The 18,849-nt window shown below is 65.8% G+C and carries 18 protein-coding genes and 2 tRNA genes; 5 read left to right on the forward strand and 15 right to left on the reverse strand.

Annotated features, from left to right (window positions below; genetic code table 11):
• Position 1: 1 nt before the first annotated feature.
• Both QQL28_RS40995 and QQL28_RS41000 read right to left on the reverse strand, forming a co-directional pair.
• Positions 2-367: a DUF167 domain-containing protein gene (locus QQL28_RS40995; RefSeq protein ID WP_284274829.1), complete on the reverse strand. Its 366-nt coding sequence runs from the start codon at positions 365-367 to the stop codon at positions 2-4.
• Between the two features lie 16 nt (positions 368-383).
• Complete coding sequence (locus QQL28_RS41000) at positions 384-674, reverse strand: YggT family protein (protein ID WP_284274832.1); 291 nt, start codon at positions 672-674, stop codon at positions 384-386.
• A gap of 190 nt (positions 675-864) precedes the next feature.
• On the opposite strand from QQL28_RS41000, the gene QQL28_RS41005 reads away from it, so the two are divergent.
• Positions 865-940, forward strand: a tRNA-Ala gene (locus tag QQL28_RS41005).
• Positions 941-1,133: 193 nt separating this feature from the next.
• Here QQL28_RS41005 and QQL28_RS41010 read toward each other — a convergent pair.
• The 6 genes from QQL28_RS41010 to QQL28_RS41035 all read right to left on the reverse strand — a co-directional run bounded on the left by QQL28_RS41010 (position 1,134) and on the right by QQL28_RS41035 (position 8,119).
• A complete protein-coding gene (locus QQL28_RS41010) occupies positions 1,134-1,928 on the reverse strand; it encodes a glutamine amidotransferase (RefSeq protein WP_284274834.1) in 795 nt (264 codons plus the stop codon).
• 133 nt (positions 1,929-2,061) lie between these two features.
• Positions 2,062-2,841, reverse strand: coding sequence for an SDR family NAD(P)-dependent oxidoreductase (locus QQL28_RS41015; protein WP_284274836.1), 780 nt, complete (start codon positions 2,839-2,841; stop codon positions 2,062-2,064).
• 211 nt (positions 2,842-3,052) lie between these two features.
• Complete coding sequence (locus tag QQL28_RS41020; RefSeq protein ID WP_284274838.1) at positions 3,053-3,553, reverse strand: tellurite resistance TerB family protein; 501 nt, start codon at positions 3,551-3,553, stop codon at positions 3,053-3,055.
• Positions 3,554-3,884: 331 nt separating this feature from the next.
• Positions 3,885-5,294 carry an adenylate/guanylate cyclase domain-containing protein gene (locus QQL28_RS41025; protein ID WP_284274840.1) on the reverse strand — a complete coding sequence of 470 codons (1,410 nt, stop codon included), beginning with the start codon at positions 5,292-5,294 and terminating at the stop codon, positions 3,885-3,887.
• A gap of 50 nt (positions 5,295-5,344) precedes the next feature.
• Entirely contained in the window at positions 5,345-6,712 is a 1,368-nt protein-coding gene (locus QQL28_RS41030) for a cytochrome P450 (RefSeq protein WP_284274842.1), read from the reverse strand.
• Positions 6,713-6,748: 36 nt separating this feature from the next.
• Complete coding sequence (locus QQL28_RS41035; protein ID WP_284274843.1) at positions 6,749-8,119, reverse strand: hydrolase; 1,371 nt, start codon at positions 8,117-8,119, stop codon at positions 6,749-6,751.
• A 136-nt stretch (positions 8,120-8,255) separates the two neighbouring features.
• Here QQL28_RS41035 and QQL28_RS41040 point away from each other — a divergent pair, with 136 nt between their 5' ends.
• A complete protein-coding gene (locus QQL28_RS41040; RefSeq protein ID WP_284274846.1) occupies positions 8,256-9,944 on the forward strand; it encodes an MFS transporter in 1,689 nt (562 codons plus the stop codon).
• 75 nt (positions 9,945-10,019) lie between these two features.
• Here the strand turns inward: QQL28_RS41040 and QQL28_RS41045 are convergent, their stop codons facing one another.
• Positions 10,020-10,235: a hypothetical protein gene (locus QQL28_RS41045; RefSeq protein ID WP_284274852.1), complete on the reverse strand. Its 216-nt coding sequence runs from the start codon at positions 10,233-10,235 to the stop codon at positions 10,020-10,022.
• A 187-nt stretch (positions 10,236-10,422) separates the two neighbouring features.
• On the reverse strand, positions 10,423-10,713 hold the full coding sequence (locus tag QQL28_RS41050) for a hypothetical protein (RefSeq protein WP_284274856.1): 291 nt from the start codon (positions 10,711-10,713) through the stop codon (positions 10,423-10,425).
• A gap of 252 nt (positions 10,714-10,965) precedes the next feature.
• On the opposite strand from QQL28_RS41050, the gene QQL28_RS41055 reads away from it, so the two are divergent.
• Complete coding sequence (locus QQL28_RS41055) at positions 10,966-12,018, forward strand: polysaccharide deacetylase family protein (protein WP_284274858.1); 1,053 nt, start codon at positions 10,966-10,968, stop codon at positions 12,016-12,018.
• A 66-nt stretch (positions 12,019-12,084) separates the two neighbouring features.
• On the opposite strand, the gene QQL28_RS41060 is transcribed toward QQL28_RS41055, so the two are convergent.
• The 5 genes from QQL28_RS41060 to QQL28_RS41080 form a co-directional block, all read right to left on the reverse strand.
• Positions 12,085-12,438 (reverse strand): hypothetical protein, encoded by a 354-nt coding sequence (locus tag QQL28_RS41060; protein ID WP_284274860.1) that lies wholly within the window; start codon positions 12,436-12,438, stop codon positions 12,085-12,087.
• A 130-nt stretch (positions 12,439-12,568) separates the two neighbouring features.
• A tRNA-Thr gene (locus tag QQL28_RS41065) sits at positions 12,569-12,644 on the reverse strand.
• A gap of 99 nt (positions 12,645-12,743) precedes the next feature.
• On the reverse strand, positions 12,744-14,585 hold the full coding sequence (locus QQL28_RS41070; RefSeq protein ID WP_284274862.1) for a heme biosynthesis protein HemY: 1,842 nt from the start codon (positions 14,583-14,585) through the stop codon (positions 12,744-12,746).
• A gap of 21 nt (positions 14,586-14,606) precedes the next feature.
• Positions 14,607-15,821, reverse strand: a complete 1,215-nt coding sequence (locus QQL28_RS41075; RefSeq protein WP_284274864.1) for a COG4223 family protein — start codon at positions 15,819-15,821, stop codon at positions 14,607-14,609.
• A 75-nt stretch (positions 15,822-15,896) separates the two neighbouring features.
• Positions 15,897-16,643: a uroporphyrinogen-III synthase gene (locus tag QQL28_RS41080; RefSeq protein WP_284274866.1), complete on the reverse strand. Its 747-nt coding sequence runs from the start codon at positions 16,641-16,643 to the stop codon at positions 15,897-15,899.
• Positions 16,644-16,790: 147 nt separating this feature from the next.
• On the opposite strand from QQL28_RS41080, the gene tsaD reads away from it, so the two are divergent.
• Together tsaD and QQL28_RS41090 are read left to right on the forward strand one after the other, a co-directional pair.
• A complete protein-coding gene (tsaD, locus tag QQL28_RS41085; RefSeq protein WP_284274868.1) occupies positions 16,791-17,864 on the forward strand; it encodes a tRNA (adenosine(37)-N6)-threonylcarbamoyltransferase complex transferase subunit TsaD in 1,074 nt (357 codons plus the stop codon).
• Positions 17,865-17,866: 2 nt separating this feature from the next.
• The gene (locus QQL28_RS41090; RefSeq protein WP_284274870.1) at positions 17,867-18,847 is read left to right on the forward strand and encodes an NAD(P)H-dependent glycerol-3-phosphate dehydrogenase; all 981 of its coding nucleotides are present in this window, start codon (positions 17,867-17,869) and stop codon (positions 18,845-18,847) included.
• The last annotated feature ends 2 nt before the right edge of the window (positions 18,848-18,849 follow it).

Below are 18,849 nucleotides of genomic sequence, written 5' to 3' on the forward strand. Positions count from 1 at the left end.
CCTAGTCCTTGTCCGTCGATTTGGTCGCGGCGAGCCCGCGCAGCGCCTCGCCGAGGCGCACCGGATCGCCATCGACCGCAACCTGTTTCAGCCGCGAGGTGGCGCCCGAGAGCAGCCGCACGCTCGCCTTCGGCACGCCGAGCGATTTCGCGATCAACTGCAACACCGCACGGTTGGCCTCGCCGCCATCGGCAATCGCGCGCACCCGCACCTTGAGCACGCTGCGGCCATCGGAGAGCACCTCGATGCCGTCGATGTCGTCACGGCCGCCGCGCGGCGTCACCCGCAGCGCGATAATGATACCCGAGGCGGAATGGCGCCAAGGCTGCTCTTGAGACGACTCTCTGGAGCGCTCCGAGGAGGCCAAGGCCCGCCTGCTGCGCCTAAATCACGTTCGGGTAGACGTAGTACATGATCACCCGCTCGATGAACATGATGATCAGAATCAGGATGATCGGCGAGATGTCGATGCCGCCGAGATTGGGCAGGAAATTGCGAATCGGCGCCAGCACCGGCTCGGTGATGCGGTACAGGAACTCCGCCACCGCCGAGACGAATTGGTTGCGGGTGTTCACCACGTTGAAGGCGATCAGCCAGGACAGGATCGCGGAGGCGATCAGCAGCCAGACGTAGAGGTCGAGCACGATGATGACGATGTCGAGAACGGCACGCATGGCGGGGAAAACTCTGGCTTGCGGTCGGGGACTTGGGACTTTTGCTAGATATCGGTTCCCCCCCGCCCAAACAAGGGAAGTTCGGGCGCCGGTATGCCTAAAACCGGGTGACGCCCGTCCTTGACTTGACCTTGGCGGGGACTTAAATGGCGCCCGGTTGTCGGCCGCGTTTACCAGAGCGGCCCACGACGGGGCCATAGCTCAGCTGGGAGAGCGCGTCGTTCGCAATGACGAGGTCGGCGGTTCGATCCCGCCTGGCTCCACCAGCCTTCGCTCGCTTCGCGAGCTACGGCTAGGCAAGCCCGGGAAGTCCCTCGTAGCGAAGTGAGCGAAGGCTGTCCCGCCATAGCCCGAAGGGCGACGGCGGACGCCCTCCGCAAGTCTCAATCCTCGTGCTTCCCCGCAAACCCGTGGCGGCCGTTTCTCCATAGAGCTCGCCGCGCGAACGCGCCGCCGCGATCACTCGGCGGCTTGCGCCATGACCGGCCTGCGCGCCAGCCAGCCGTCGACGAAATTCTTCAGCCAGGCGCGCTCGGCGACGTCATAGACCGCGCGGTCCGCGAAGTGATGGTGGCGGGCGCACGCACCGGGCGCGCTCAGGCCGTCATAGCCGCGCGTGGTCCAGCGATGCATCATCGCGTAGGTCACGTCAGGATGAAACTGGAAGCCGAAGGCATTGCCGGCACAGAACGCCTGCATCGGAAAATCATCACCCTCGGCGAGCAGCTCCGCGCCGGTGGGCAACTCAAAGCCTTCGCGGTGCCAGTGATAGACCTTTCCCGGCCAGTCCGGGCATAGTGCGCGACCGGCCGCTGTCGGACGGATCGGATAATAACCGATCTGGGTGAGCGCTTGCGGGTGCGGCGCGACGCGGGCGCCGAGCTGCATCGCCAGCATCTGCGCGCCGAGGCAGATGCCGAGAAACGGGCGCTGCTCGCGCAGCGGAACTTCGATCCAGTCGATCTCGCGGCGGATGTAGTCGTCGCAATCATTGGCGCTCATCGGCCCGCCGAAATACACGGCACCGGCGTGATGCTCGAGTGTTCGGGGCAAGGGATCGCCGAAGCGCGGCCGGCGGATGTCGAGATGATGGCCGAGCGCACGCAAGGCGTTGCCGACCCGGCCGGGTGTCGAGGATTCCTGATGCAGGACGATCAGTACGGGCAGCGGCGGCTTGCGGTCGGCGGCCTCTGGCGCCCTTCTCATGAAGGGGACCACCTTCGCACCACCAAGTCTGTCCGTCCGGAACGACATTGCCCTTTTCGAAAGCTATCGGTTCAGACCGCCAGCATAACTAAGCGATCGTTAATTTCGTGTGAGTCTGCGCACACACGCAACTGAAGGAGATCAAGCAAGCACCGGGCCAAAATTGGCTCTCGCTGCGCGGCTAGCGCCTGCGCCTCTGGAACCGGCCAACGGCGGCCAAAATGAAGCCGCGCGGGAAGAAGCGCAGCAGGAAAGGCACGATCTTGATGCCGAGACCGGGCAGCACCGCCCGTTTATTGGCCATCAGTCCGCGATAGGCGGCAAGTGCAACATCAGCGGCAGAGACGTCGAGAACGGCGGAATCGATTCCCGGGGCAAAGCCGGCGCGGCCCTGAAATTCGGTCGCCACCGGCCCCGGGCAAAGCACGGTGACGCGGACGCCGCGAGCTCCGAGCTCGCCGCGCAGCGCCTCGGTGAAGGAGATGACGTAGGCCTTGGAGGCGTAATAGACGGCCATGCCGGGGCCGGGCAGGAAGCCCGCGACCGAGCCGACGTTGAGAATGCCGCCCTTGTTCTTGACGAGCTGATCCGCGAAACGCAGCGACAGATCGGTCAGCGCACGGATGTTGACGTCGATGATGCCGAGCTGCTGGGTGCGATCGCACTCGATCGCATCGCCGAACACCCCGAAGCCGGCATTGTTGACGAGATGGTCGAGCTCGACGTCGGCAGCGGCCAGTGTCGCGGCGATCTTCTCGCCCGCACCAGGCTCTTCCAGATCGCAGGCGATCACGATCGGTCGCTTGCCGCCCTTGGCTGCAATCTCGCTGGCCAGTGCATCGAGCCGATCGGCGCGACGCGCCGTCAATGCCAGACGGTGTCCGTTCGCGGCAAACACGCGCGCCAGCTCCGTGCCTATGCCCGCCGAAGCACCGGTAATCAGCGTCACACGCTCAGTCACGATCGACGTCTCTTCAATGCATGCGAAATTAGGGCGACTACCCCAAGACGAGAGCATAGGCCGCGTACGGGATGCAAGCCGCACGTCAGGCGCGCGACCTGCACGCGGGGATCGAGGACGCAGAAAAACCGCTGATTTGCAGGGGTATTCGGTTAAGCCGCGATCGACCGATACATTAAAGTTTCGTCATGTGGTCGTGACTGGCCGTGTCTCACTGAGGCGCTCGAGTCGTGGCGACATCGTCCTTGACCTGACCGCTGCGGCGACTCGCGATGAGATGCTTGAGGTCGATCCGGTCGCGCTGTGACACGCCGAGCAGATCGGATGCACGCCAGACCACGTTGTCCTCGAACTCCGTCACCTGACCGTCGGCATAGACGAGCTCCCACATCATCTCGACGATGCGCTTGCGGCCCTCTTCATTGAGCGAACGCATGATGACGCTGGTAAAGTGATAGAGATCGACCGCCTCGCCCTCGACCCGGGTTGCCGACGCAATCAGGCGGTCCGCGGTGCCGCGATCCAGCGAGAAATGACTCTCGATCAGGCCGTGCAGCTTGCGCCGTTCGGCTTCCGTCGGCTCGCCGTCGAGCGAGATCACATGGATCAGCAGCGCGGTCGCCGCCAGGCGATAATCGCTGTCGCCGAAGGCGCGGTCCTCCGCCTGGGGAGCGACGATATCGGCAATGAATTGGCGCAGTCCGTCGAGCATGAAATCCTGCCGCAATGGGTGGCGCCGCCACGGCGGCCTGTCTCCATTATATGAGCGGGAAATTCGCACCGCGCAATGCGCGCTTATGCCCCGCGCTGCATTACGTTTCGGCAATCTGGACGGCGCGACTTGCGAGCGAAGCAAGCCGCCCCGACGTCGTCCTGGCGAAAGCCAGGACCTATTACCCCAGGGAGAAGTTTGGTGCGAGAGGCCCACCACCAGTCTTTGCGCAAACCTGGGCCGGTGGGTATGGGCTTTCGCCAGGACGACACTGAGGAACCATGGTGCTGCGCTGGCAACGACGGAAATCATGGCGGCGCCGTCGCGATGCTCACGGCAGCTCGTACACCACCATCTTGTCGGCGATGCCGCGGAGCGCGGCCTGCTTCTGGATCGGCTTGATCGACCACTGCTCCAGGATCGTGGCGACTGCCGGCGCGTCCAGCACGGGACCGGTGATGTGGATCTCCTGGGCCATCGACACGCTCTGCACGCGTGCGGCGATGTTGACGGTCCGGCCGAAATAGTCCTGCCGCTCGTTGAGCATGACCGCAAGACAAGGCCCCTCGTGAATCCCGATCTTGAGAACGAGATCTTCGGAGCCGCGCTTCTTGTTCAATTCCTCCATCGCGGAGCGCATGCGCAAGCCGGCGACGAGCGCGTCCTCCGGCTTGACGAACGTCGCCATCACGGCATCGCCGATCGTCTTCACCACCGCGCCCTTCTCGGAGGCGATGATCTCGAGCAGCGCGTGGAAATGCGCGCGCACGAGATCGAACGCGGCGAGATCGCCGACGCGCTCATAGAGCGCGGTCGAGCCCTTCAGGTCGGTGAACAGGAAGGTCAGCGAGGTGATCTGTAGCCGCTGGTCGATGTTAAGATTGTCGGCCTTGAAGACGTCGCGGAAGGTCTGGTTGGACAGCATCCGCTTGGCGGTGAGGAACGGCTTGCGCTTGCCGATCAACTGATGCAGCGCGTCGGCGGCAATGAACACGGTCGGCAACACGCGCATGCCGGTCTGATTGTCCAATGAGAGCCGCAAGGGTCCGGGGCGCAAGGTCGTGGTCCCCGTCGGGGCCTGGACCTTGTTGTACATGATCGCGAGCTGCTGACGCTCCTTGGTCGGCTCGCCCTGGACATCGATGAAATGCGCGGCGTGCGTCACCGGCTCGAACACGATGACGAAATCGTTCGGGAGCTGGAGCGACATCGTCGCTTTCTCGCCGGGCGGCAACTCGAGCGTATCCAGCGTGACCTCATTGGCGAGGGTCGCGAACTGCTCCTTGTTGAAGTCGACGCCCGAGCTCCAGAACATCTGCTTGAAATAGTCCCACACCGGCAGCGAGTCGGGATCGTGCGCCGCGATGCGCCGCACGCGCGGGCTGACCGTGAAGGAGACCTCGACCGCCTCGTCGACGGACGCCTTGTAACCGCAGGCGCAGAGCGCGCAGTTATAATCGTCGGACTTGAGCGACTTCAGGGTCGAATGCGCGCCCAGCACGCCGCCGCACCCCGGGCACAGCACGTTCCAACCGAGGTCGAACAGACCGAGCCGCGCCGAATGCAGAAATGCGGAGATGGCCCGCTCCTCGTTGAGACCATACTGCTTGGAGAAGTCGATGACGTTGATCCGATTGAGTTCGTGATCTTCGCCCTGCTCGATGAGGCGCTGGATTGCTTCGACTGCGCCGGGATCAGCGGTCTGCTTCAGAACCGAAAACTGGGCTTGGATGTCGCTCATGGCGAGACTCTATCTAGGCTGGATCACGCCATTGACCAGACAGCGGTCTGTCACCGTGGCGTGATGCGGAACATGGGAGAATGGTCTGGTTGCGTCGTGACGATGCCGAGGGGAATGACGGGCCCGGTGTCGACCAGCTCGACGCGGAATTCTCCGATCAGCCGGGCCAGGGCCAGCACCGACTCGGCTTGCGCAAAAGGCGCGCCGATGCAGACGCGCGGGCCGGCGCCGAACGGCAGATAGGCGAAGCGGTCGGGCGGGGTCGCTGACATGAAGCGCTTGGGGATGAACGCGTTGGGCTGCTCCCAGAGTTTTTCGTGCCGGTGCAGAAGCCACGGCGCGATCATGATGATGTCGCCCTTTTCGATCTCGACACCCGCCGCATTGTCCTTCTCGAGCGCCGCGCGCGCGACCAGGAAAGCCGGCGGATAGAGCCGCATGGTCTCCTCGACCACGGCGCAGGTGAATTTCTGCCGGTCGATGTCGGCCATGCTGTCGAGGTGCTCGCCGCGCGTCTCGGAGGCGACCTCGTCCTGGGTTTCGGGATCGAGCGCCAGGAGATAGAGCGCCCAGGACAGCGCCGTCGCGGTCGTCTCATGACCCGCCAGGATCATGGTCGCGACCTCGTCGACGAGTTGCTCGTCCGAAAAGCCCTTACCGGTCTCGGGATCGCGCGCCTCATCCATGAGGTCGAAGAGATCGCGCGGCGGGGCGCCCTCCTTCTTGCCCGCGGCCCGCCGCTCGGCAATCAGCGTCGCGACGAACGCGGTCCAGCGCTTGCGGAAACGGGCGCGCGCAAAATCCATCGGGCTCGGCCAGGACACCGGCAGCAGCATGTCGAGGAAATACGGCCGGCCCAGACGCTGGCCGTATTCCATGACGAAATTGCGCAAGGTCGCGCCGTGCTTGTCCATGCCGAACGAGAACATCGTCCGGCCCGCGATCTCGAGCGTCATCCGCTGCATGATCTCGCGGAGGTCGATGACCTCGCCGGTTTTCGTCTTGAGCTTCGCGATGGTCTCGTCGAGCACCGCCGTCATGTGCGGAACGAGATTGGCCGTGGCATTCGGGGTGAACGCGGGCGCGAGCGTTCGACGCTGATGCCTCCAGGGCTGGCCTTCCGCGATCAACAGACCCTGGCCGAGCACCGGGCGCAGCATCCGGATGCCGGCCGGCGTGCGCGTGTAGTTCTCGTAATTGGTGAGCAGGATGTGCCGGATCGCGTCCGGCCGGTTGAGGATGAAGCTGTTGTGGAGAAAGAAGCGGCCCTTGATGACGTCTTCCTCGTAGGCGCGCTGTCCCCACGTCGCGATCATGTTCTTGCGGATCACCGCAACGCGGCGGAGGAACGACATGCCCTCCGGCGCACGCGGCGGGGTCGGCGGAACGATGGGCCGGCGTACCTGGGCGACATTCATGGGCTCTCTCCCCGCATATCCACCGCACCCACAGAGCTAGTAAGTCAGCTCGGCAATCGCAATCCTGTTCTCGGCGGCCGGCCAGGTCCTGGCCACGATCCGTTCTTCGTTGAATTGAACCACGACGTTACGCCCGGCCTCCGCGGCCGAAAGGCGCAGGGTTGCTGCCGAATCCGTGGGCACACCCGGCTTGACGTCGGCCGGCTCCTTGCCGTCGAACAGCACGATATCCCGCGGCAGCCCGAGATAACCGCGCGGTCGCGACATCACCAGAACTGCACCGGCACCGGCATCCGGCGGCCCGAGCGGCCGTGCGGGCCGCAAATGCACGACGTCAGACGAGCGCGGGAATGGCGAGCGGTAGATGTGCGTCGTGGGGGCGTCCGGCGCGGCCACGACGAATTCCAGCGGCCAGGCCGGATCGACCTGCACCGGCCCCCAGCGGCCGTCGGCGGCGGTCTTCGCGCTATATAGCGCGGCACCCTGGCGCTCGCCGCTCGCGGGATCGACGCGAAACACGTCGACGCTGGCGCCCTCCACGGGACGATTGGTCGGCACGCCACCGGGCGTTCCCGTCACCAGCCCGCTCAACTTGACGCTGCTCTCCGGCGTGATCGCGATGCGGTCCGGCTCGCGGCCCGCGATGAACTTGTAGATCTCGCGGAACGCGCGTGGGTGAAACGCCACCTCGCGATGATCTAGCGTGCCGAGCACGAGATTGGTGGCGCCTTTCAGCTCCGGCCCTTCGACAGTGACATTGGTGGGCACGCCAGGCTTGCCGATGAAGCGGCCGTCGGGTTGCGCATATTTGTCCATGCCGTCGCTGCGCAAAGTGAGGAAGGCGGGGCCCGGCGTAACCTCGCTCTCGCCCTCGTTCAGGCCGCTCAGGAAGGCGCCGCGGCCATTGAACTCGTTCCCCGGCAGGTCGTCGATCGCGAACACGCCGTGATTCGGCGTGCCGCACAGCACGGCATGGCTGACGTCGGCGGCGCCGCCATTCTTGATGACGTTGCGGATGGCGTTGCCGCCGCGCGAGCTGCCGACCAGCGCGACGCGCGCAGCACCGGTGCGGCGCTTCAATTCCGCGATCGCGGCGGCCAGCTCGCGGCGCTGATCCTCGGCCGAGGAGCGGTTGGGCTGCTCGACCCTGTCGTCGTCCCGCGCGTTGGGATTGGTGAAATTGATTGCGAACATGCGCTCGCGCGCGATGCCGTTCGACTGCATCCGCCACAATGTCGTCATCCAGAGAGCGTCGTAGTCGCCATTGCCGTGGACGAACAGGATCGGCGGCACCTCGGCGGGCGGCGCTGCGGGCGTCGTCTGCGCCAATGCAGACGTCCGCAAGCTCGCAACCGCGAAAGGCAGCGCACTGGCGCCTTGCAGGATCGTCCGTCGCGATAGCTTCATATCGTTCCTCCCCGGCAAACCAGTTGGTTGCACCGCTTATAGCCGTCTAACCACTGGACAGCGAAGGACTTTCGCAGGCATCACTTGGCCAGCAGGAATCGTCGAACCATTTCTCGCAAGCCATTTGGAAGGGGATATGACCGAGCAGTCGAAACGCCAGAAATTTGCCAATGACGGCATCACCGCGCCTCTGCGGTATACCGTATTCCGGCGCATCTGGCTTGCCAGCCTGCTCTCCAATCTCGGGCTCCTGATCCAGGGCGTGGGCGCGGCCTGGGCGATGACGCAGATGGCGGCGTCCGCCGACAAGGTCGCGCTGGTGCAGACCGCGCTGATGCTGCCGATCATGCTGATCTCGATGCCGGCCGGCGCCATCGCCGACATGTATGACCGCCGTATCGTCACCCTGATCTCGCTCTCGATCGCGCTGATCGGCGCGTCCGCGCTCACGATCCTGGCCGGGCTCAAGCTCATCACGCCCGAAACGCTGCTCGCTTTCTGCTTCATCGTCGGCAGCGGCAACGCGCTGTTCGGCCCGGCCTGGCAATCCTCGGTCAGCGAGCAGGTGCCGCCGGAGCAGCTGCCATCAGCGGTGGCGCTGAACGGCATCAGCTACAACATCGCTCGCAGCTTTGGGCCCGCGATCGGCGGCGTCATCGTCGCCGCGGCCGGTGCGGTGGCGGCCTTTGCCTGCAACGCGATCCTCTATCTGCCGCTGCTGGTCGTGCTGCTGCTCTGGCGGCGCTCCACCGAACCGTCGCGCCTGCCACGGGAAAAGCTCAACCGGGCCATGGTCTCCGGCGTGCGCTACATCACCAATTCGCCGCCGATCAAGATCGTGCTGACGCGCACGCTGGTGATGGGCCTGATCGGCGGCGCCATCATGGCGCTGATGCCATTGGTCGCGCGCGACCTCCTGCATGGCGGCGCGCAGACCTACGGCATCATGCTGGGCGCCTTCGGCATGGGCGCCGTGGTCGGCGCGCTCAACATCCACGAACTGCGCAAGCGCATGAGCGGCGAATCGGCGATCCGCGCCTGCACGATCTCGATGGCGTTTGCGATGGCGGCGATTGCGCTCAGCAGCGAGCCGGTGCTGACGGCCGCGGCGCTGGTGCTGGCGGGTGCGGTATGGATGGCGGCGGTGGCGCTGTTCAATATCGGCGTACAGCTGTCGGCGCCGCGCTGGGTCGCGGGCCGCTCGCTCGCCGCATTCCAGGCTTCGATCTCCGGCGGCATCGCGATCGGCGCCTGGGGCTGGGGCCATCTCACCGATTACGCCGGCGTGGAGATTGCGCTGCTGGTGGCGGCCGGCCTGATGCTGCTCTCGCCGCTGCTCGGCCTGCGGCTGGCAATGCCGCGCGTCGGCGCGCGCAACGAGGACGCCGAGGTGCTGGCCGATCCCGAGGTGAGGCTGTCGCTGACCGGGCGCAGCGGTCCGCTGGTGGTCGAGATCGAATATCGCGTGGCGCAGGAGAACGCACGCGCCTTCCACAACGTGATGCAGGACGTGCAGCTCTCCCGGCAGCGCAACGGCGCCTATGGCTGGTCGATCGCGCGCGACATCGCCGATCCGGAATTGTGGACCGAGCGCTATCACTGCCCGACCTGGCTCGATTATTTGCGTCAGCGCAACCGCTCGACCCAGTCCGAGCGCGCGCTGCATCAGCAGGCGATCGATTTCCACATCGGCCCCGAGCCGGTGCGGATCCGCCGCATGCTCGAGCGCCCGTTCGGCTCGGTGCGCTGGAAGGAAGAGACGCCGGACCGCAGCAGCGGCGAGGTGCTACCGGTCGTCGCCACCGCGGCGGGGAGCAGTACGTAGCTTTTGGTAGCCCGCAGCGATATGCGGGACCCTCCCGGATGTCGCTTCGCTCATCCGGGCTACGACGCTAGATCCTCACTGCCCGTGCTCGGTCAGCACCTTGTCGCAGGCCTTGCTGAGGCGAGTGCGATTCTGCTTGAGGCAGGCGAGCACGGCCGAATCGCCATTGTTCATCACGGGACGGCAGAAGCGCGAGACGTCGCGGGCGCAGGCATCGTGTCCCGGCTGCTGCTGCGCCGACGCACTTGATGCGATCAGGACCAATGAAAGAATGAAAAGAAATCTGCTCATCGCGTAAATGCCTCATACCCGAAACGATAGGCGGGCGAAGCTAAAGCGACGGTTCCCGCGCTGCAACGGCTTTGTTGATGAGCCGTGCCGGCGAGAGACGAGTGGCCCCGGTTCTCGCACCGGGGCACTTCGCGAGGGAGCTCAAGCGCGCGGTGATGGCATCGTCACCACGCAGGTAGCGCTTGTCTTAATGCGCACCTTCCTGGGCGTCGGCGACTTTGTGGGTCGCGCCCTTGGCGAGATCCTTGTCCATCACGGCGCGGCAGCCAGGGCTGAGGTCGGCACGATGCTTGTACATGCAGGCGGTGATCTTCGGGATGTTGGGGATTTCCGACGAGCACAGGCGGAAGGCATCGCCGGAGCACATCTGCTGCGCCTCGGCGGTGTAGGCAAAGCTTGTCGTCGCAGACAGGATCGAAACGAAAGCGGCAAAACCCAGCGCCAGGCTGGCGTCGCGGATCTTGGACGAGGTGGTCATTTGAGGCTCCATTGGCGCCGCCGTCGGGCGGGGTGCGTTGTTAACGGGAACTACGATGCTCCGGCAAAACCGTTTCCACTGTGATGATGGTCACGACCGACCCGCTGACTGTGAGACCGGTCACTTTGGCGCACCCTGCTGAAATTCCTCCGCAACCGCCGTCGTGTTGGTGTCACGTTAACTGTTCCTTCGCATTAATGGCTCGGCGCGGGGAAAACCGCTCGTTTGGTTGCGTATTTGGAAAGAGTAGCGATGCGTAATGCGTTGGGCCTGATAGCGGCCAGTGTGATTGCGGCGGTCGTGATCGCCGGAGGTTGGTTCTTTTATTCCTCGCGCGCCGAACAGGCCGCCCCCCAGACAATGGCTGCCCGCGCGCCGGAGTCCCTCCCGGCCTCGGCGAAGCTTGCCGCCAGGGACGACGTCGAGACCACGGCGGCATTGTCCGGCAGGCAGGTTGCGGCTGCGGCGCCGCCTGCGCCTGCCCCAATGCCGGCGATGCCGGTTCAGCAGAAATCGACCTGCGCCAATCCGAACGCGCTTGGGGTCGCCCGCGTGGTCGAGATCGACACCACCGGCGGACCGGGCTTCGGCTTCGAGCACTTCAAGCAGTTCGACTTCCTCACCGACAAGGAGGTCGTGCTGACCTTCGACGACGGTCCGTGGCCGAACAACACGCCCGCCGTGCTGAAGGCGCTCGCCGACGAATGCACCAAGGGCCTGTTCTTCGCGGTCGGCAAGCACGCGACCTATCACCCGGAAATCCTGCGCCAGGTGCTGGCCCAGGGCCACACGGTCGGCACCCACACCTGGTCGCACGTCAACCTGAACGGCAAGAAGATGACGGAGCAACAGGCCAAGGACGAAGTGGAAAAGGGCTTTAGCGCGGTGAAGTTCGCGCTCGGCACCAACCCCGCGCCGTTCTTCCGCTTCCCGCAGCTTCAGCACAATCCGGCGATCGTGAGCTATTTCGGCACGCGCAACGTCGCGATGTTCTCGACCGATCTCGATTCCTTCGACTTCCGGAAAGAAAGCACGCCGGACAAGATCGTCAGCAACGTGATGACCAAGCTCGACAAGCTCGGCAAGGGCATCATCCTGATGCACGACTTCCAGAAGCACACCGCGGAGGCCTTGCCGACGTTGCTCGCGCGCCTGAAGGCCGGCGGTTACAAGGTCGTGCAGATGAAGGCGAAGACGACGTTCCAGACGCTGCCGGAATATGACGAGGCGCTGCTCAAGGATTTGAAGGTGCCGACCTCGAGCGCGCGTCCGATCTCGAGCGTGGTGCAGACGGTTTCGCAGTAACGCGACAAGCCAATACGCTTCGACAGTTCATGATGGCCGGGCTTCCCGGCCATCATCATTTTTGGATTACCAATAGATGCCGTGACGATGCAGCTCGCTGATGATACGGCCTTCGGTCCAGTAAGGCTTGCGCTTCGGCTTGTCGGTCTTCGCCGTGGTCTTGGTCGTGGCTACAAGCGTCTGCGTCGTCGCAGGCGTTGAGCTTGTGGTAGCCGTCGTCGCCGGGGTCGTGGACACGGCTGCGGGCCGGTCGACATATTTCGGAGCTTCGCTGGGCTTGGCGGCCTGCGGCGCGGTGGTGGTCGTGCTCTGCTGCGCGGCCGGATCATCGGCGGAAGCGAGCGTCAAGCTGCGCGAACCGGCGGCCTGCGCGGACGCGGAGGCCAGAACCATGGCAGCAACCAGAATGATCTTGCGCATGTGCGTGTCTCCCGTTTGAGCCTGACCGGAAGACTAGGAGGAGCAGCTGCTTGGTTATGTGATCTGCATCACGCAAGCAGCGGCGGCTCGCGGCAACGACGTCTCGAAGGGGGATGACCATTCCAGGCGATGGTGCCGCAAGAGGGACTCGAACCCCCGACCCCGTCATTACGAATGACGTGCTCTACCAACTGAGCTATTGCGGCGGACCAATAAGGGGCCGGCATAGCGGCCCCAAATACGCGCGCCCCTGATATCGGGCATGGCCCGAATTGGCAAGGACAAGCCGGGGCCGAACTTGCCGATCAGCGGCCCCAGCGGGACCAGAAACCCCGCCAGCCGCCGGCCTGGGCCTTTGGCGTGCCGATTTGTTCGGTAAATTCATCGCTCGGCCCCTCGTCATCGATTCCCGGGTCATCCGGCGCGCGGATGATCGGGATGACGGCAGGAATCGGCGAAGACGCGGGCTTGCCGAGATCGGCTCGGGCGCGGAACACGGGCGTGGCCGCAATGGGGGCTGATTCGGCAGGCTCCGGGGTCGATTTGGCGAGCTCAGTGGCCGCCGTAGCCGGCTCGGGCGCTTCGGACGCCTTCACGTCGACCGTCTTCGCTTCGCTGCTGGATTCCGTCGCCTTGACCTCCGAAGGCTTCGTTTCCAAAGGTTTGGTTTCCAAAGGTTTGGCCTCCGGAGATTTGACCTCCGAAACCCTGGGCGCGGGCGGCAGATTGTCCTGCGCGGCGGGCGCAGGCGCGGGCTGGACCGGTTCCAGCGGCTCGCTGCTCACGGTGATCCGCTTCGGCGGCGGTGCCGCCAGCATGGCCTCCTCGAACGGAGAGGCCTCGATCGTCGTGCCCTTGTCCGAGGGCAGGCTCGCCACCGGCGTCTGCCATTGGAAGGCGTCGAGCCGGCCGGTGACCGGCGAAACCGGACGCCAGCGGTTGCTGACATAGCCGTCGGCCGTCCAGGCCGGGTCGTGGCGGGCGCGCACCGCACGCAAGGTCCAGGCCCGCGCGCGGCCGCTGTCGCCATGCTCGGCGCGCTCGATCTCCGCCATCAGGAGCGCAACCCGCTGCGTCGGATCGTTGATCAGCGGCGCCAGCGCCTCGCGGGCGCGGGCGAATTCGCTGGCGTCGATCGCGGCGCGCGCGAGCGCGAGCTGGCCCTCGACATGGCCGGGCGTCTTGGCCGCCAGCGTCTCCATGCGCTGCAAGCGCTGCCGCGCGGAATCGCCGAGCTTCACATGCGCATAGGCGTCGGCGAGATCGGGATGCGGATGCGCGAGCCAGGCGGCTTCCACGAGCTTCATGGCGCGCCGCACCTGATGCGCCTCGCTCTCGAATTTCGCGGCGAGGCTTGCGGCCGGCACCAGCGTCGGCGCGAGCTTCACCGCTTCCATCACGCTCTCGCGCGCGACGTCGCGGTCCATGGTCTCGAGCTCGAGCGCGCGCGCGGTGAGCAGCACGCCGCGCTGCCGGCGCCAGGCCTTCTTGTCGATCAGGCCTGCCGAGAGATTTGAATCGAGGATCGCGAGCGCGCCGCTCCAGTCGCTGCGCGCGCAGCGGAAACCGAGCACCGCCTGCGATGCCCAGGTCGAGGACGGCGACAGCTTGATCGCCTCCTCGGCGATCATTACCGCAGAAACCGCGTCGTCGGCGCGCTGCGCCTCGATGAAGAGGCCGCGAAGGCCGAGAAGCCGCGTGTCGGGACGCTCGGCCATGGCGCGGAAAGCACGCTGCGCCTCGTCGCGATTGCCGTCGAGCTGCGCCGACTGCGCATGCAGCAGCAGCGCCAGCGGATCGTCCGGCGCATGCCGCCGCGCCGCATCCGCGTGGCGGCGCGCGAGCGCAGTGTCGCCGTGGCCGATCGCCAGCAGGCCATGGGTGATGGCGTGACGGCCGCGCGCGTGGCGCTTCTCGTGGCGGCGGCGACGCATCTGCGCGGGCGTCCGCCAGATCGCGCTCAAAATGCTCCAGGCGAATATGGCGATCACCGCTAGGAGGCCGAGCCCGAACACGAATACCGGCACGGTCGTCTTGGCGCGCAGATTGCCCCAAGTCAGGATGACATCGCCGGTCTGATCGGCGACCCAGGCCGCACCGGCCGCGGCAAGTGCGATGAGGATGAGGAACGATACGACGCGAAGCATGGTGATCCCTTCGGCGCGGGTCTATTGCGCGGGTTTGGCGAGATCCGCCATGGCATCGTCGGCGAATTTGCGGGACGCAGCGAGCGCGGCCTCGCGCGCGTCGGTCTTGTCGAGCCAGGCCTTTGCGGCTTCGCGATCGGCTTCCGGCAGCGTCTTCAGTTCGCGCCGCGCCGTGTCGAAATCGTTGCGCAGCGCCGCCGCGGTCACCCGCGCGACGATCGCGCCGCGATCATTGCCGACGCCGTCGGTGCGCTCGATGCGGACGAGCTTCGACGCGCCCGCCTGAAGACGCTCGACGATGCCGCCGCCGCTGGTTGGCGCCTCCGCCGGTGGCGAGAGTTTTGGCACGATGTTGAGGAGCTCGCGGCTCAGCGCGACCGGGCTCGGAATGCCCGCGGATGCGAACGTCTCGAGCGGATTCAACGCATCCGAATTGGGCGCAAAGGATTTTGCCGACGCAAGCTGTGCGGCATAGGGATCGTTATGACGGACGGCGACGTCGAGCAGCGCCGCCGCAACGACGCGACGCAGCGCCTTGTCGTCGCTGGACTTTGCATCGGCGATTTTCTCGCCCTGCTGTGCGAGCTCGGCACGCTCGGCCTTGATGGTGCGCTCGAGCTGCGCGATGCGATCGTTGACGCCTGACAGATCGGGCGCGGCGGCTGCGTCGCGCGGCGCCGACTTCACGTCGTTGAGCGCACTGCCGAGCTTGTCCGATTGGGTGCGCAGGCTCGCGATGTCGCTGCGCAAGGCTGTGACGGATTTGTCCAGCGCGTCAAGGCGCGCCGCTGCGGCCGGATCCACAGGCTTGTTGACCTTGGTCTCGACAGTGGCGAGGCGGCCGCTCAATGCATCGACCGTCGCAGTCGTGACCTGCGGCGTCGCCGGCGCTTGCACCTGGGGCCAGCCCAGCATCCAGCCGACCGCGATCACGAGCGCCGCTGCGACCGCACCCGACAGCGGCGCAATGACCCAGGGGGACACGGGCTTGGAGGTCGGAGGTACCGCGGCCTGAGCCTCGGCGCGATCCGGCTCGCCTTCCGGCTTGGCTGGCTCGGCCGCGACCGATTCGGCTTTGACCGCATCGGCGTCGGCCGGCTCCGGCTTCACCTCATCGGCCGCCTGCTGCGGCTGGGTGGACACCTCGGTCGCCTCGAGATCAATGGTGGGCGGGGTGCGCTTGGCACGGCCGGACTCGGGGGCCAATCCTGCGTCTTCAGGCTTGTCTTCGGCCATCGTGACGTTTCCCTCACACTTAACAAGTAATGTACTCGGACCGGACCCCTTGATCGCAGGATTCGGCCCGTTCTCTTACGCCAAACGGGTGCGCAAAGCACGCGCCAAGGTCTCAAATAAGGCATTTTCGTCCGGCGCCGCCGCGACCGCAACCTGCGTCGCGCCGGCCTCGCGAAGCACGCCGGCGATACTCTCGGACAGGCAGCATTGCGGAATCGATAACGCGGAGATTTCGACGCCCTCCTCGCGCGCCGCATCCAGGAAGGCGCGCGCGCTGCGCCGCGAATAATGCAGCACCGCCCGGATGCTATCGGCGGCAAAACCTTCGCAGACCTCGCGCGGCAGATGCTTGACCGGCACCATGCGATAATTGGTTTGCGTGACCACGTTGAATCCTTCGGCGCCGAGCTCGCCCCCGAGATCGCGCGACAGATCCGCGCCCGCGAGATAAAGCAGCGTGCTCTTTTTCTTCACGACCTTGTCGCGCGCACTTTGCAGCACCTTGTCCCTTAACGCCGCCGCATCGCCGCCGGCGACGATGACATTGACAAAGCCGGCCTCGCGCGCGGCCGTGGCGGTATGCTCGCCGACCGCAAACAAAGGCAGCTTCGACAGGTGAAGCTCCGGCAATTGCGGCGCGATGGCGCGAATGGCATTCGCCGACGTGACGATGATCCCGCTGTAGTTCGCTTCGCTTTCGTCGCGAAACGCCATCGCCTCGAACTTGAGCGCCGGCGCCAGCAGCACCACATAGCCCAGGGCACGCAAGCCTGCTGCGGTGGCCTCGTTGTCGGGATGCGGCCGTGTGACAAGAATGGCCATGATCTCTATTCTCCGGCGCACCGTGACCGAGTTTTCGGGGCGCTATAAAGGCGCGATTGCCTTTGGCGACCCCGGAATGCTACCGGACGTACCAGAACTCTGCTTTGCGGAAGAGCGCAAGGGCGCAAATTGGGTAACAATTCGCCAATGCTGGTGTTGGGCATCGAAACCACCTGCGACGAAACCGCCGCAGCTGTCATCGCGCGCGCGCCCGACGGCGACGGCAGGATTCTCTCCAACATCGTGCGCTCGCAGGTCGAGGAACACGCCCGCTTCGGCGGCGTGGTGCCGGAGATCGCCGCGCGCGCCCATGTCGACCTGCTCGACGGTATCATCGACCGCGCCATGAAAGAGGCCGACATCGGCTTCGCCGAATTGTCGGGTGTCGCCGCAGCAGCCGGACCGGGACTGATCGGCGGCGTGATCGTCGGGCTCACCACGGCAAAGGCGATCGCGATGGTGCACGACACGCCGCTCGTCGCGGTCAACCATCTCGAGGCGCATGCGCTGACGCCGCGGCTGACCGATCACCTCGAATTCCCCTATTGCCTGTTCCTGGCCTCGGGCGGCCACACCCAGATCGTCGCGGTGGTCGGCGTCGGGCAATATATTCGGCTCGGCACCACCGTCGATGATGCGATCGGCGAGGCCTTCGACAAGGTCGCGAAGATGCTCGGGCTGCCTTATCCCGGCGGACCGCAGGTCGAGCGCGCCGCGGCCGACGGCGATGCGGCGCGATTCGCTTTTCCGCGGCCGATGCAGGGGCGGCCCGATGCCAATTTCTCGCTGTCGGGATTGAAGACGGCGGTGCGCAACGAGGCCAGCCGGCTCGTTCCGCTCGAGCAACAGGACATCAGCGATCTCTGCGCGAGTTTTCAGGCCGCGGTGCTGGATTCGACCGCGGATCGCCTGAGCATGGGCTTAAAGCTGTTCCGCGAGCAGTTCGGCGTGCCGCAAGCGCTCGTCGCGGCCGGCGGCGTTGCTGCCAATCAGGCGATCCGCAGCGCGTTGCAGCACGTTGCGGATGCGGCCGGGACACGGCTGATCATGCCGCCGCCCGCACTCTGCACCGACAACGGCGCGATGATCGCCTGGGCCGGCGCCGAGCGTCTCGCGCTCGGCCTCACCGACACGATGGATGCCCAGCCCCGCGCACGCTGGCTGCTCGATGCCAATGCCACGGCGCCGGCTGGTTATTCCAACACCCGCGCGGGATTCTAGCGATGACATCCTTCCAGTCCGTCGCGGTGATCGGCGCGGGCGCCTGGGGCACGGCGCTAGCGACGGTCGCTGCGCGGGCAGGACGAACAGTGACGCTGTGCGCCCGCAACACCGAGCACGCCGGCCGGATTGCCGCATCGCGCGAAAATCCGCGGCTGCCCGGCGTGCCGCTTTCGCACGATATCGTGGTGACGAGCGAGCTTGCTTTGGCAGCGCGCGCCGACGTGCTGCTGATCGCAACACCGGCGCAGCACCTGCGCGGTGCGGTCAACGCGCTGGGGTTGCATCTCACGAAGCCCGTGCCGGTGATTGCCTGCGCCAAGGGCATCGAGCACGGCACCCACAAGTTCATGACCGACGTGATCGCCGAAGCTGCGCCGCATTCGCTGCCGGCGATCCTGTCGGGACCGAGCTTTGCCGACGACGTCGCGCGCAGCTTGCCGACGGCGGTGACGCTGGCCGCCAAAGACGAGCAGATCGCAAGCGCGCTGGTGCAGGCGCTGGGCTCGCCGACTTTCCGCCCCTATCACTCGACCGATGTGCGCGGCGTCGAGATCGGCGGCGCGGCCAAGAACGTGCTGGCGATCGCGGTCGGCATCGCGGTCGGACGCAAACTCGGCGCGTCCGCGCAAGCGGCATTGACCACGCGCGGCTTTGCCGAGCTTGCCCGCTTCGGCCGTGCGCTCGGCGCGCGCAGCGAAACGCTTGCGGGCCTCTCCGGCCTTGGCGATTTGATCCTGACCTGTTCGAGCCCGCAATCGCGCAATTTTGCGCTCGGGCTCGCACTCGGGCGCGGCGAGGCACCACCGGCCGGCAAGCTCGCCGAAGGCGAGTCCACCGCACCCGTGCTGATCGAACTCGCGTCTTCGCAAAACATCGAGATGCCGGTATCAGAAGCGGTGGCAGCGATCCTGAGCGGCAAGAGCACGATCGACGCCGCAATATCCGGACTTTTGACGCGCCCCTTCAAGGCAGAGGAATGAAC

Source organism: Bradyrhizobium iriomotense, assembly GCF_030160715.1.
Classification (GTDB): domain Bacteria; phylum Pseudomonadota; class Alphaproteobacteria; order Rhizobiales; family Xanthobacteraceae; genus Bradyrhizobium; species Bradyrhizobium iriomotense.